At 72.1% G+C, this 12431-nt stretch carries 14 protein-coding genes; 8 read left to right on the top strand and 6 right to left on the bottom strand.

All coding sequences use genetic code 11. The features are described from left to right. Positions 1-118: 118 nt before the first annotated feature. Positions 119-1447: a fibronectin type III domain-containing protein gene (locus ITJ68_RS01060; RefSeq protein ID WP_194659522.1), complete on the top strand. Its 1329-nt coding sequence runs from the start codon at positions 119-121 to the stop codon at positions 1445-1447. Positions 1448-1655: 208 nt separating this feature from the next. Here the strand turns inward: ITJ68_RS01060 and glgX are convergent, their stop codons facing one another. Then, the gene (gene glgX, locus ITJ68_RS01055; protein WP_194659521.1) at positions 1656-3674 is read right to left on the bottom strand and encodes a glycogen debranching protein GlgX; all 2019 of its coding nucleotides are present in this window, start codon (positions 3672-3674) and stop codon (positions 1656-1658) included. A 116-nt stretch (positions 3675-3790) separates the two neighbouring features. Here glgX and ITJ68_RS01050 point away from each other — a divergent pair, with 116 nt between their 5' ends. The 3 genes from ITJ68_RS01050 to ITJ68_RS01040 are packed head-to-tail and all read left to right on the top strand — an operon-like array spanning position 3791 to position 6119. Beyond that, positions 3791-4639 carry a glycosyltransferase family 2 protein gene (locus ITJ68_RS01050; RefSeq protein WP_194659520.1) on the top strand — a complete coding sequence of 283 codons (849 nt, stop codon included), beginning with the start codon at positions 3791-3793 and terminating at the stop codon, positions 4637-4639. Beyond that, entirely contained in the window at positions 4636-5493 is an 858-nt protein-coding gene (locus ITJ68_RS01045) for an endonuclease/exonuclease/phosphatase family protein (RefSeq protein WP_194659519.1), read from the top strand. Before ITJ68_RS01050 ends, ITJ68_RS01045 begins: the two co-directional genes overlap by 4 nt. Next, positions 5490-6119 (top strand): hypothetical protein, encoded by a 630-nt coding sequence (locus ITJ68_RS01040; RefSeq protein ID WP_194659518.1) that lies wholly within the window; start codon positions 5490-5492, stop codon positions 6117-6119. Before ITJ68_RS01045 ends, ITJ68_RS01040 begins: the two co-directional genes overlap by 4 nt. Here the strand turns inward: ITJ68_RS01040 and ITJ68_RS01035 are convergent. Beyond that, positions 6101-6889: an SDR family NAD(P)-dependent oxidoreductase gene (locus tag ITJ68_RS01035; RefSeq protein ID WP_194659517.1), complete on the bottom strand. Its 789-nt coding sequence runs from the start codon at positions 6887-6889 to the stop codon at positions 6101-6103. The genes ITJ68_RS01040 and ITJ68_RS01035 overlap by 19 nt on opposite strands. A 134-nt stretch (positions 6890-7023) precedes the next feature. On the opposite strand from ITJ68_RS01035, the gene ITJ68_RS01030 reads away from it, so the two are divergent. Next, positions 7024-7584 (top strand): hypothetical protein, encoded by a 561-nt coding sequence (locus tag ITJ68_RS01030; RefSeq protein ID WP_194659516.1) that lies wholly within the window; start codon positions 7024-7026, stop codon positions 7582-7584. Then, the gene (locus ITJ68_RS01025; protein ID WP_194659515.1) at positions 7577-7786 is read left to right on the top strand and encodes a hypothetical protein; all 210 of its coding nucleotides are present in this window, start codon (positions 7577-7579) and stop codon (positions 7784-7786) included. The genes ITJ68_RS01030 and ITJ68_RS01025 overlap by 8 nt, the downstream gene beginning before the upstream one ends. Before the next feature lie 10 nt (positions 7787-7796). Here the strand turns inward: ITJ68_RS01025 and ITJ68_RS01020 are convergent, their stop codons facing one another. Next, positions 7797-8363, bottom strand: coding sequence for a hypothetical protein (locus ITJ68_RS01020; protein ID WP_194659514.1), 567 nt, complete (start codon positions 8361-8363; stop codon positions 7797-7799). Between the two features lie 136 nt (positions 8364-8499). On the opposite strand from ITJ68_RS01020, the gene ITJ68_RS01015 reads away from it, so the two are divergent. Next, positions 8500-8985, top strand: a complete 486-nt coding sequence (locus tag ITJ68_RS01015; RefSeq protein WP_194659513.1) for a DUF4126 family protein — start codon at positions 8500-8502, stop codon at positions 8983-8985. 85 nt (positions 8986-9070) lie between these two features. On the opposite strand, the gene ITJ68_RS01010 is transcribed toward ITJ68_RS01015, so the two are convergent. The 3 genes from ITJ68_RS01010 to ITJ68_RS01000 all read right to left on the bottom strand — a co-directional run bounded on the left by ITJ68_RS01010 (position 9071) and on the right by ITJ68_RS01000 (position 11582). Further along, positions 9071-9850 (bottom strand): SGNH/GDSL hydrolase family protein, encoded by a 780-nt coding sequence (locus ITJ68_RS01010; protein WP_194659512.1) that lies wholly within the window; start codon positions 9848-9850, stop codon positions 9071-9073. Positions 9851-9991: 141 nt separating this feature from the next. Continuing rightward, positions 9992-10972: an aldo/keto reductase gene (locus tag ITJ68_RS01005; RefSeq protein ID WP_194659511.1), complete on the bottom strand. Its 981-nt coding sequence runs from the start codon at positions 10970-10972 to the stop codon at positions 9992-9994. 40 nt (positions 10973-11012) lie between these two features. Then, positions 11013-11582 (bottom strand): TetR/AcrR family transcriptional regulator, encoded by a 570-nt coding sequence (locus tag ITJ68_RS01000; RefSeq protein ID WP_323743175.1) that lies wholly within the window; start codon positions 11580-11582, stop codon positions 11013-11015. Positions 11583-11672: 90 nt separating this feature from the next. On the opposite strand from ITJ68_RS01000, the gene ITJ68_RS00995 reads away from it, so the two are divergent. Continuing rightward, positions 11673-12404 carry an SDR family oxidoreductase gene (locus ITJ68_RS00995; RefSeq protein ID WP_194659509.1) on the top strand — a complete coding sequence of 244 codons (732 nt, stop codon included), beginning with the start codon at positions 11673-11675 and terminating at the stop codon, positions 12402-12404. Positions 12405-12431: the final 27 nt, after the last annotated feature.

The following is a 12431-nucleotide window of genomic DNA, read 5'->3' as shown; positions in this document are numbered from 1 at the left end:
CGGTGCGGTTTCCCGTACGCGTACCGCAATACTCGCTACTGGCCCCTGGTGCGGCACGGGATCTGCTCTGCTGTGCGCAGCAGCGGCACCGGTGCCGCAGCACGTTGAGGGGATCGTCGTGTTCAAGAGCATGCTCACCATCGCAGCCGCGGCTGCACTCGTCGTCGGGGGTGCGCTCCCGGCGCACGCTGCCCCGGCGTCGTCGACGCCGAGTGCGCCGACGTCCGTCCGTGTCACGGGGTCCGAGGGGGACGCCGACGTCACCTGGGGTGCACCGCGCTCCGGCCCCCGCGTCACGGGCTACACCGTCACCGTGACGCCCGCCGAGAGCCAGCCGAACGGCGGCGTCGACCGCCTGCCCGCCACCGCCCGCTGGGACCACTTCGGCGCCCTGCGCACCGGCACCACGTACACGTTCGCCGTCCGCGCCGTCGCCGCGAAGCAGACCGGCCCGGCCGTCAGCGTCAAGTACACCGCGACGTCCGCCGCACCCACGCCCCAGGCGCTGTTCGCGCTGGATGCCCAGGGCAGCGTCGTCCGGTTCAGCACCGGGAGCACGACCACCGGCACCACGGTCGCGACGAACGGTGCGGGCTACACCGCCGACGACCGCGGGGACGTGTTCGTGCCCTCGGCCGACCTGACCTCGATCCTCATGTACCCGGCCGGCGGTGGCGCCGCTCGCACGGTCGCGACGGGCCTGCACCTGACCGCTGACCTCCGGTCCGACGTCGCCGGCAACCTGTACTGGGCGGACTCGGTGTCCGGCTCGGTGACGATGCTCCCGATCGACGGGTCGGCCCCTCGGGTCGTCGCGGACTTCGGCACCGTGCAGTACGGCAAGCACGCGTGGGTCGTCTCGCGCAACGGCATCGTGACCGCGTACAACAACAGCCCGTTCGAGGCCCGCATCGCCCAGCGCAGCGCGACAGGCGTGCTCACGGTCCGTGCCTTCAGCTACGGCGGTGTGTACCCGGTCGTCGGTGGGCTGCAGTCCGACGACTCCGGGAACCTCTACCTGACCCTGTCCCAGGACGGCCGCGACGGGCAGTACCCCTGGGTCGAGGTCCGCGCGGGCGAGAGTGCCCTGACGCGCCTGACCACCAGCGACGCGTTCGAGTACGGCGCGACGAACTCGACGTCGCTCCGACTGCTGCGGTCCGCCGAGTGGTGCACCCAGGCCGACGAGCTCTCCGGCACGTGCGACATCGACCGCTCGCTCGCCACGGAGCTCGTCGTCGGGCGCGACGGGACGCGCCAGACCGTCCCCGTGTCCGGCATCACCGCGGGGTCGCGCGGGTCCCACGTGGGTGTGGCCACCGAGGCCGGTGACGTGTTCATCGACGTCGACCGTGCACCGTCGGCCGGCCTGTGGCGCGTCCCCGCCGCCGGCGGAGCCGCCCAGCAGGTCTCCACGGCGCAGTTCACGCGCCTGCTCGTCATCTAGGGCAGCTGTCGGCCCGCCACCGGGCCACATGCGGAACGGGAGGCTCCCCACCAGCTGGTGGGGAGCCTCCCGTCTGTCTGTCAGTGCATCTGCGCAGCCGCCACGCGTCGGGTTCGGGCCCCGACGCGGGGCGGCCGCACACGGCAGCGGGCCGGGAGTGCTCCCGGCCCGCCGCAGGTCAGTCCGTGCTGGCGCAGACCGCTCTGGCTCAGGCCAGTGCGGTGAACGACGCGTCGCGCACCAGCAGCGTGGTGGCGTCGCCGTCGAGCTGCTGCTCGGGGTCGCTCGAGAGCCCGAGCGACCAGGTCCCGCCGCCCGGCTTCTCCGGCAGCGTGAACTCGACCGTGGTCTCGGACGCGTTCAGCAGCACGGCGACCGAGTCGTCGCCCTGCTCGAGCACGAGCATCACGGCACGGTTGCCGCCGTCGGCCCAGTCGCCGTCCTCGAAGCCCGCGTTGTCCGCGCGGAGCACGGAGACGGTGGACGCGGAGTGACCCGGCGCGGTGCGGTACCACTCGGGGCGGAGCGCCTCGTGCTGCTGGCGGAACGCGATCGCCGACGTGGTGAAGGCGAGCAGGTCCTGGTCGACCGCGGCCCAGTCGAACCACGAGATCTCGTCGTCCTGGCAGTAGGCGTTGTTGTTGCCGCCCTGCGACCGAGCGATCTCGTCGCCGCCGAGGATCATCGGGACACCGGCCGAGAGCATCAGCGTGCCGAGGAAGTTCCGACGCTGGCGGTCGCGGTAGTCGTTCACCGCGCCGTCGTCCGTCGGGCCCTCGATGCCGCCGTTGAACGACGTGTTGTCGCTCTCGCCGTCGTTGTTGTCCTCGCCGTTCGCCTCGTTGTGCTTCTCGGCGTACATCGTCAGGTCCGCGAGCGTGAAACCGTCATGGGCGGTCACGAAGTCGACCGAGCAGAGCGGCGAACGGCGCGAGCCCTCGTACACGTCGGGGCTGCCGAGGACGCGCTGCACGGCGTCGCCGAGCGCACCCTCGTCGCCGCGCCAGAACGCGCGCAGGTCGTCGCGGTACTTGCCGTTCCACTCGGACCAGTCGGCCGGGAAGCCACCCACCTGGTAGCCGGCGGTGTCCCACGGCTCGGCGATCATCTTGACCTCGCGGAGCACCGGGTCCTGGTGGATGATGTCGAGGAACGCGGAGTGCTTCTCGGCCTCGCCGTCCTGGCGGGTCAGGGTCGTCGCGAGGTCGAAGCGGAAGCCGTCGACGTGCATCTCCTCGACCCAGTAGCGCAGCGAGTCCATGATCAGGCCGAGCGCGGTCGGGTGGCCGACGTTGAGCGAGTTGCCGGTGCCGGTGGTGTCGAAGTAGTTCGCCTCGTCACCCTCCACGAGCCGGTAGTACGACGCGTTGTCGATGCCCTTGAAGGACAGCGTCGGGCCCATGTGGTTGCCCTCGGCGGTGTGGTTGTAGACGACGTCCATGATGACCTCGAGCCCCGCGGCGTGCAGGGCCTTGACCATCTCCTTGAACTCGACGACCTGCTGGCCGGCCGTGCCCGTGGACGAGTACTCGTTGTGCGGCGCGAAGAAGCCGATGGAGTTGTAGCCCCAGTAGTTGCGCAGGCCCTTGTCGACGAGCGTCGAGTCCTGGACGAACTGGTGCGTGGGGAGCAGCTCGACGGCCGTGACCCCGAGGTCGACGAGGTGCTTGATCGCGGCCGGGTGCGCCATGCCCGCGTAGGTGCCGCGGATCTCCTCGGGCACGTCGGGGTGCTGCTTCGTGAAGCCCTTGACGTGCACCTCGTAGAAGACGGTGTCGGCCAGGTCGGTGCCCAGGCGGGTGTCGCCCTGCCAGTCGAAGGAGCGGTCGGCGACGATCGAGCGCGGCATCGCGGAGGCCGAGTCGGTCTCGTCGATCTGCTCGGGCTCGTTCATGTCGTGCCCGAAGAGCGCCTGGCCCCACTCGTACTCGCCGTCGATCGCGGTGGCGTAGGGGTCGAGCAGCAGCTTGGCGCCGTTGTGGCGCAGGCCGTTCGCCGGGTCCCACGCGCCGTGCACGCGGAAGCCGTAGCGGGTGCCGACGGCGACGTCCGGCACGATGTCGTGGAACGTGTAGCCCGTGCGCTGCGTCAGCTCGGTGCGGTGTTCGGTGCCGTCCTCGTCGAAGCGGCAGAACTCGACCCGCTCCGCGGTGCTGGAGAACAGGGCGACGTTGGCGCCGCCGTCGACGAGGGTCACGCCGAGCGGTGTGCGCGAAGAAGTGGTCATGCTCCCAGTTCTACCGACGCGGTGCTGTGTCCGAGGCCCGTCGTCGTACCCCGGCGCGCCGAACGGCCATCCGCGACAGGACCAGCGCTCAGCCCGGTCTTGGTTGGCTGGGGGACATGCGTTCCGTCACCGTCGTCATCCCGGTGCTCGACGACGCCGACCAGCTCCGGGCCTGCCTGGCCTCCCTCGCCGCGCAGACGGTGCCCCCGACCGAGGTCATCGTCGTCGACAACGGCAGCTCGGACGACAGCGCCGAGGTCGCGCGTGCCGCCGGGGCCGTCGTGCTGCACGAGCCCGTCCGTGGCATCGCCTCCGCCGCCAGCCGGGGCTACGACGCCGCGTCGAGCGAGGTCATCGCCCGGGTCGACTCGGACTCGGTGCTCCCCCACGACTGGATCGCCCGAGGCACCGCGTGGTTCGCCGACCCGCTCGTCACGGCGGTCACCGGACCCGGTCGGTTCCGGGACCTCGGCCCCGTGGCCAGGACCGTGTGGCAGGTCGCGTACATGGGGGCGTACTTCGCGCTGATGACCGCTGCGCTCGGCCGCCCGCCGCTGTTCGGCTCGAACATGCTGATGCGGCGCTCCGCGTGGCTGGCAATCCGGCACCGCGTGCACGTCGACCCGATGGTGCACGACGACATCGACCTCTCGATCCAGTTCGACCCCACCTGGCGCACCGTCCTCGACCTCGGTCTCGTCGCCTCGGTGTCCAGCTCGCCCGTACAGGACCCGTGGGGCCTGGTCGTCCGGACCCGCAAGGCCGCGCGGACCATGCGCGTCTCCGGGATGCGGGCGTTCACCCCGGCCCGCATCATGCGCCGCGTGCTCGTCGGCACGCGTCCGGTCCGCGTGGTCCGGCAGGCCGACCGGGCACCCGTCCAGCAGGCCGATCCGGCGTCGGTCCAGGAAGCCGATCCGAGGTCGGTCCAGCAGGCCGATCCGGCGTCGGTCCAGCAGCCGTGACGCGCGACGACGCCCCGGTCGTGGGCCCCGTCGCCGCGCCGGCTCTGCACTGCATGACCTTCAACGTGCGCCGCCCGATGCCGCACCTCCGCGCCACGCACCCCGACACGTGGACACGGCGAGCCCCGGCCGTCGCAGCGCTGGTCCGGTCCGAAGCACCCCACCTGCTGGCCGTCCAGGAGGCCGTGCCCACCCAGGTACAGCACCTCACCGCCGCCATGGGGTCGCGGTGGGCGGCCGTGGTCGCCGACCGGGACGGGGCCGCCGGCACGACCGGCGGCGAGCACGTCGGGGTCGTCGTCGACACCGAGCGACTCAAGGTGGGCACCACGACCACCGTCGCCCTCGGGCCCGACCGCTCCCGGGTCGGCAGCCGTGCCTGGGGTGCGCCCTTCCCCCGCATCGCGGTGCTCGTCGAGCTCGAGGACCAGGTCACCGGCGTCCACTTCGTCGCGCTCGCCACCCACGTCGACCCGTTCTCGCCGCTGGCGCAGGTCCGGTCCGCCCGGCTCGTCGGCGCACTCGTGCGGGAGTCCGGCCTGCCCGCCGTGGTGCTCGCCGACTGGAACGCCGGGGAGCGCTCACCGGCCGCCAGGGTCCTCGCTGCCGAGGGGCTCGACGACACCTGGGACCGCGTGCCCGAACGGGACCGACCCGCGAGCGTCGGCACCTACGCCCACTACCGGGACCCGCGACCGGGTGGCCCCCGCCTGGACCGCGTCCTGGTCACCCGAGACCACCCCGCCGCCCGTGCCGTCGTCGAGCGCGTGGCCGTGTCGACCCGTCGACCCGGTGGCGTCTGGCCGTCCGACCACACCCCCGTGCACGCCGTCATCCGATGGGAGACCCCGTGACGAGCATCGTCCGCACCGCAGGACCGACCTTCCTCCGACGCCCCCGCGGCACCGAGTGGGTCGCCGACGTCCTGCGGGTCCTGACCCTCCTCAGCATCCCGCTCGCGACGATCGGCTGGGGACCCATCGCCTTCGCGGTGATGTCCCTGACGCTCTTCGGCGTGGTCGTCCCGCGGATCCTCGGGCTCCGGCCGGGCTTCGACGTCGCGCTGTGCCTGCTCGCCCTGGTCGCCGGGTGGAGCAGCGCCCTGGAGTGGTACACGACCGTCCCGGGCTGGGACAAACTCATCCACTTCCTGCTCGTCGGTGCGCTCGCCGTGCTCGTGGTCGTGATCGCGTCCGACCTCGGGATCCTGCCCGACGCCACGCGCATGCGCGTCGTCGTCGCGGTCGCCGTCTGCGGCACGATCGGCCTGGCGATCGGCGCCGTGTGGGAGATGTTCGAGTGGGTCGGCCACAACTACCTCGACTCCACGATCTTCGTCGGGTACGACGACACGATCGGGGACCTGCTCGCCGACGGGGGTGGCGCCGTGGTCGTCGGCATCGTCGCCCGCTGGTGCGCGTCGGACCGGCGGATCGTCGAGCCGCCCGTCCGGTCCTGGCGTCAGTCCCCCGCGGTGTAGAGCGCCGACATCCGGGCCATCAGCCCGCGCGGCACGAACCGGTGCGCACTCGCGATCACCGTGTTGCCGAGGCCCGACACCACGGTCGGACCGCCCGCCCGCGCGAAGGCCCGGAGCCCCACGGCGGCGACCTGCTCCGCGGTCTGCCGTCCGCCCTCGAGCGACGAGCTCCCCGCGGCGTCGAAGAACCCCGTCTCGGTCGGCCCCGGGCAGAGGGCGAGCACGCGGACCCCGCGGCCGCGGGTCTCCTGCCAGATCGCCTCGGTCAGGGAGAGCACGAACGCCTTCGTCGCGCCGTAGACGCCCATGCCCGGGGTCGGCTGGAACGCCGCGGTGGAGGCGACCGTCATCACGCCACCGACCCCGCGCGCGAGCATCCCCGGCAGGAACGCGTGCACGAGCCGGGTGACCGCAGTGATGTTCAGCGCGATCTGGGTGCGGTTCCGCTCCTCGGAGTCGTCGGCGAAGTCACCGTGGGACCCGAGGCCGGCGTTGGCGACGACGATGTCCACCCGGCTGTCGGCGAGGGACGTGATGACGTGGTCGACGCCGGCGTCGGTGGACAGGTCCGCGACGAGGACCTCCGCGCGCACCCCGTGGTCACGGCGGACCCGGGCGGCGACCGCCTCGAGCTTGTCGGCCGACCGCGCCACCAGGACGAGGTCGCTGCCGCCTCGGGCGAGTCCGACGGCGAGCGCTTCACCGATGCCCCCGCTCGCTCCGGTGACGAGGGCGCGGCGGGCACGGAAGGGCTGCTTCTGGGGGGCCATGCACCCTGCCTACACGTCCACGGCGCTCCGCAGCCCAACTCGGAAGCGACGACACCTTGCACTGAAATGCCGGATTCCACTACCGTGACCGTCACCAGTTCCGCATCTGGGCTGGACCGAGCAACGGAGCAACCATGTCGAAGAAGACTCTGTTCACCGGGATCGCGACCACGGGCGCGCTCGTCCTCTCGAGCCTGCTGATGGCGCCCGCCGCGCATGCGTCGGAGGCGGTCACACCTCCTGTTGGCACGTCGGTCGAGGCATCCGGATCGGCAGCCATCCAGCAGGTCACCCCAAAGCAGCTCGCCGAGGCGATCGCGGAGGCCGATCGGGCTGGGTACGTGACTGCGGATCGCGTCGATCTCCGCGGTACTCGTACCACCACCATCGACATCGGGGAGGGTTTCACGTTCGACATCGTGCAGTCGGACGACAGCAGCAGGCTCGGTGCAGGTTCTGATCAGTACGGCGCGTACGTCTCGTTCAACAGCACTGACCAGAACGCGATCATCAGCGGTGCTGCGTGGGGACTCGGCATCGGTCTCTGCGCGATCAGTGCGGGGACCTTCTGCGTCGTTGCCGGGGCAATCCTCACCGCTGCGACCGTTGCGGTGACGTCCAACGGGATCCGCTGCGGTTCGAAGTCCTTGCGTGTCTACCCGTTCAACGGATCACGGTCGCCTCGCTGTGCGTGACCTCGTCCCGATGAAGCGGTTCGTCATGCGCGTCCCGGTGGCGATGGTGGTCAGTCTCGTCCTCGTCGCCGGCAGCGTCGCCATCACGGTCGCCCCTGGTGACCTGCCCGGTTGGATGAGCAGGGTCCTCGCCGGTCTCGCCCTGTTCGGAGCGATCGTGTACCTCGGGTCCGCCATCCGCGGCCGCTACCGAAGGCATTGACCGGGTTGGGTCACTCGGGCGTCGAGACACCCCGACGCAGGATCGCAGCGGCTGCCCGGGCGCGCGGGATGACGACGACGGCGCTCCACAGCCCGAGCCCGGTCCACAGTCCGCAGAGCAGCAGCGTGATGACCCAGCCGTGCTGGTCCCGCATCGACCACGACATCGCGAACCACAGCACCGCGGTCAGGATCTTGCCCCACCCGGCGACCTGCCGGTCCGCCTGCCCGTGCAGCAGCGGCACCCACTCCGTCGCGGGGACGTCGATCGGCACCCGACCGTCAGAGATCCAGCGCTGCACCGCACTCGCCCGTTCGTAGCCGCCCTCGATGCGCCACGAGCGCAGGAGCAGCACGACGCCGAGCGTCCCGCCGACCGCCGCGGCCGGCACGCCGACGGACACCAGCACGCCGGTGGTCGCTGCGGTCCACGAGGACAGCACGAGCATCACGAACACCAGCGCGAACGCGGCTCCGGAGACGGCGGCCCCGAGGAGCCGGAGTCGACCGGCCTCGTCCACGGCACCCACTCGCGCGCGCGGGGCAGCGGTGGCGCGGATGCGGTCGGCGTCGGTCACGGTGGTCCTGTCGGTTCGGGGGACCCCATGACTACACCGCGCCGCTCGGCGGACGTCGTGCGCCCGGCCGTGGACATCCCGGTGCGGCGGCCAGGTCCCGTGGGTAGCGTCGACCACGATCTTGTGAGGAGACCCCATGGCGAAGAACACGAAGCACACCGGTACCAAGGCCCTGCTGCTCGGCATCCTGTCGGGCGGCCGCAGCGCCACCCCGCTCGCACTCCTGGCGCTCAACCGCGACCGCAAGGAGCTGTCTGGCGCCTGGCAGGACTGGCCCGCCTTCCGCACGCCGCTCGGACGCGGCCTGCTCATCGCCGGTGCCGTCGGCGAGATCATCGGTGACAAGCTCCCGATGACCCCGAGCCGCACGGCCGCGACCGGCCTGATCGGCCGCGCCACCTCCGGCGCGTTCGTCGGCATGGCGATCGGCACGACCGGCAAGCGCGACCGCCGGGTCGAGGGCGCCATCCTCGGTGCGATCGGGGCGATCATCGGCAGCTACGTCGGACTGCTCGCCCGCAAGTCGGTCACCAAGACGACCGGCCTGCGCGACCCGCTGGTGGCGCTCGCCGAGGACGCTGCGGTCATCGCCGGCACGTCGAAGGTGCTCACCTCGCGCTGACGCGACTGCATGACGCACCAGGAGGCTCGGCGCACCACGTGCACCGGGCCTCCTGTTGCGTCCCAGGGTCCGTCCAGTGCCCCGCTCAGGCGCGCGCGGTGTGCGCGGCGGCCGTGATGGCCGCGGCGAAGCGACCGGCGATCGCGTGGTTCGCCGCGGTCGTGGGGTGGATGCCGTCCGTTGAGGTCCCGGGGACCCAGGAGTCGTCACGCTCGCGGTCCGCGGCGAAGGGGTCGGTCTCGTTCCACCCGTGACGGTGTGCGTCGACGACCAGGGCACGGTCGAACGCGGCGTTGCCCGCCCGACGGTCGACACCCCACAGGCTCGTCGTGTGGTCCGAAGGCGGTGCCGCGACCAGGAGCACGTGCGGCGCTGCGACCCGCGCCACCAGGCGGCCGACGTCCCGCAGCGTCGTCGTGATCGGCACGTGCTGGTTCACGTCGTTCGTGCCCAGCTCGACGACCAGGACGTCCTCGCCGTGCACGACGGGCATCCGGGCGAGCACCTGGTCCGAGCGGTACCCGCTGTGGGCGTAGCCGCCGACGGCACGGACGACCGCCTGCGCGGCGGGTGTGGCGGCGAGGTCGCGGAGCCACGACCCGGGCCGTGCGGTGATCGAGTCGCCGGCGTAGGCGAAGGGCACCGCTCGGCCGTCCGCGGCTCCGAGCGCTCCGGTGAGCACCTGGTCCGGGGTGCGCCGGAGCTCGGCGACCCGCGCGGCCACCACCCGGGCGGCCTGCGGACCGGTCACGTCGGCGGTCGACCCGTACGCGGCGACCGCCGGGTGCGCGACGACGAGGGCCGTGGGCACGGCGACCAGGGCAGCGGCCAGCGCAGCGGTGACGAGGACGTGGCGCACGCGCATGGTGGTTCCCGATCGGTCGGAGGGTGTGGGATCACCGTAGGACCGGGCCGGGCGCTGCACGCCGTGGGATCGATGGGAAGGGGCGACGGTTCCTGAAGCACCTCCGAGCAGTGGCTGGGAGGTGCTCCAGGCCGCCGGGGGTCACCAGCGCTCGTGCACCGTCGCGCGGAACCAGCGGTCGTAGAGGTCACGCACGGTCGCGGCGAGGTCGGCCGGGGTGTCGAGGGACCCCGCCTGGGCGTTCGAGCGGGCCTGCTCGGCGTTGCGAGCACCCGGGATCGCAGCCGTGACACCGTCCTGCGCGATGATCCACGCGAGCGCGGCCTGCGGCACGGAGACGCCATCGGGCAGGGCAGCGGCGAACTCCTGCGCCGCGCGGACGCCGTCCTCGAAGGGGACCCCGCTGAAGGTCTCGCCCTGGTCGAAGGCCTCGCCGTGGCGGTTGTAGGTGCGGTGGTCCTCCGGGGCGAACTCGGTGTCCGTCGTGTACTTGCCGGAGAGCAGCCCCGATGCCAGCGGGACGCGCGCCAGGATGGCGACCCCGGCCTCCCGGGCGGCGGGCAGGACCGCGTCCAGCGGCTTCAACCGGAACGCGTTGAGGATGATCTGGACGCTCGCGACGTTCGGCCGGGCGATCGCGGTGAGCGCCTGGTCGGCGGTCTCGACGCTGACGCCGTAGGCGGCGATCGCGCCGTCGGCGACCAGCGCGTCGAGGGCGTCGTACACGGCGTCGTCGGAGAACACCGCGGTCGGCGGGCAGTGCAGCTGCACCAGGTCGAGCGTGTCCTGCTGCAGGTTCGTCCGCGACCGGTCGACCCAGGTGCGGAAGTTCGCCGCGACGTAGTTGTCGGGCGTCTGCTCGGCGCGACGGCCCATCTTCGTCGTGACGGTGACGCCCGAGCCGGGGTTCGCCTGCAGCCAGCGGCCGATCAGGGCTTCGCTCGTGCCGTCGCCGTACACGTCGGCGGTGTCGAACAGGGTGACGTCGGCCTCGGCGGAGGCGTCCATCACGGCAAAGGCGTCCTCGTCGGCGACGGGACCCCAGTCACCGCCGAACTGCCAGGTGCCGAGACCGATGGAGGAGACTTCGCGGCCGGTACGGCCGAGGGTGCGTCGCTGCATGGGTCCGACGCTAGTCGTCGGTGCCGGGGTGCTCGTGCGGTCAGCGGCTGAACAGGCCCGCGGTCGCCAGGCGCACCCGGCGTCTGGCCTGCTCCTGGTCGTCGCCGAAGCGGTCGACGCCCCAGGACAGCGTGGTGAGCAGCTCGAAGACGTCCTCGGCGCTCGCCGTGTCCGTCGCGCTGCCCTGCGTCCGTGCGCGCTGCAGGAACACGTCCGTGCGCGCTGTCAGTCGGGCGCAGACGTCCTGCACGGGCGACTCGTCGTCCCCGATGGCGCTGGCGATGCAGGTCGGCAGGTTCTGCCAGATGCGGAGCTGCCAGGTGACGCGGGCCATCCACTCGTGCAGGGCGTCGTCGGCGGGCAGCGACTCGAGCTCGCGCGACTCGTCGAGGACCGCGTGGACGCTGTCGTCCATCACGGCGGCGAGCAGGTCGTCCCTGGTCGGGAAGTTCCGGTAGAGCGTCGCGTTGCCGACCCCGGCCGCCGTGGCGATGCCGTCGATCGGGGCGAGGATGCCGTCGGTCTCGAAGACCTGTCGTGCCGCCGCGGTGATCGCGTCACGGTTCCGGCGGGCATCGGCGCGCAGGGGCTTCGCGGTCGTCGACGTCACGGCGCACCTCACTTGACTCAAGTGGGGACTATCCCCACATAATGATCCGGGGAGCATCCCCGCTTCCGCAACCAACCTACAGGAGTGACCATGACTGAGCGACTCGACGGCCGGACCGTGCTCGTGACCGGAGCGAACGGAGGCCTCGGCGAGGAGTTCGTCCGCCAGGCCCTGGAACGCGGCGCGACGAAGGTCTACGCCACCGCACGGTCCCCGCGGCAGTGGGACGACGAGCGCGTGGTGCCGCTCGTGCTCGACCTGACCGACGGGGAGTCGATCGCCGCCGCGGCGCGGACCGCGACCGACGTGGACCTGCTCGTCAACAACGCGGCGATCGCCCCGGCGTCGGACACGTCCATCGCGGCCGCGCACGACGACGTCCTCCGGTCGGTGTTCGAGACGAACGTCTTCGGCACGATCCGCGTCTCCGGGGCGTTCGCGCCCGTGCTCGCGGCGAACGGCGGCGGTGCCGTGGTGAACGTGCTCTCCGCCGCAGCCTGGATCCCGCTCCCCACCGTGTACGCGGCGTCGAAGGCGGCAGCGTGGTCCGCGACGAACGGCCTGCGGACCGAGCTGGCCGGCCAGGGCACCACCGTCACGGGCGTGCTCGTCGGCATGATCGACACGGCGATGGGCGCCCGCTTCGACGTCCCGAAGGTCAGCCCGTCGAGCGTGGTGGCGCAGTCGCTCGACGGCGCGGTGACCGGGGCGTACGAGGTGCTCGCCGACGACGACACCCGGATGGTGAAGGGGCTGCTGAGCCGCCCGGCGGAGGACCTCGGCGCCGCGACCGCACAGGCCATGGCGGCCATCGCCTCCTGACCGACGACATGACGGATCCGGTCGGCG

This window comes from Curtobacterium sp. VKM Ac-1395 (assembly GCF_015350975.1).
Lineage (GTDB): Bacteria > Actinomycetota > Actinomycetes > Actinomycetales > Microbacteriaceae > Curtobacterium.
This window is presented reverse-complemented; position numbering and strand designations above follow the sequence as displayed.

Excerpts from the sequence above, each read along its gene's own strand:
- glgX (WP_194659521.1), bottom strand. The coding sequence starts at position 3,674 with ATGACCACTTCTTCGCGCACACCGCTCGGCGTGACCCTCGTCGACGGC.
- ITJ68_RS01050 (WP_194659520.1), top strand. The coding sequence starts at position 3,791 with ATGCGTTCCGTCACCGTCGTCATCCCGGTGCTCGACGACGCCGACCAG.
- ITJ68_RS01035 (WP_194659517.1), bottom strand. The coding sequence starts at position 6,889 with ATGGCCCCCCAGAAGCAGCCCTTCCGTGCCCGCCGCGCCCTCGTCACC.
- ITJ68_RS01030 (WP_194659516.1), top strand. The coding sequence starts at position 7,024 with ATGTCGAAGAAGACTCTGTTCACCGGGATCGCGACCACGGGCGCGCTC.
- ITJ68_RS01015 (WP_194659513.1), top strand. The coding sequence starts at position 8,500 with ATGGCGAAGAACACGAAGCACACCGGTACCAAGGCCCTGCTGCTCGGC.
- ITJ68_RS01010 (WP_194659512.1), bottom strand. The coding sequence starts at position 9,850 with ATGCGCGTGCGCCACGTCCTCGTCACCGCTGCGCTGGCCGCTGCCCTG.
- ITJ68_RS01005 (WP_194659511.1), bottom strand. The coding sequence starts at position 10,972 with ATGCAGCGACGCACCCTCGGCCGTACCGGCCGCGAAGTCTCCTCCATC.
- ITJ68_RS00995 (WP_194659509.1), top strand. The coding sequence starts at position 11,673 with ATGACTGAGCGACTCGACGGCCGGACCGTGCTCGTGACCGGAGCGAAC.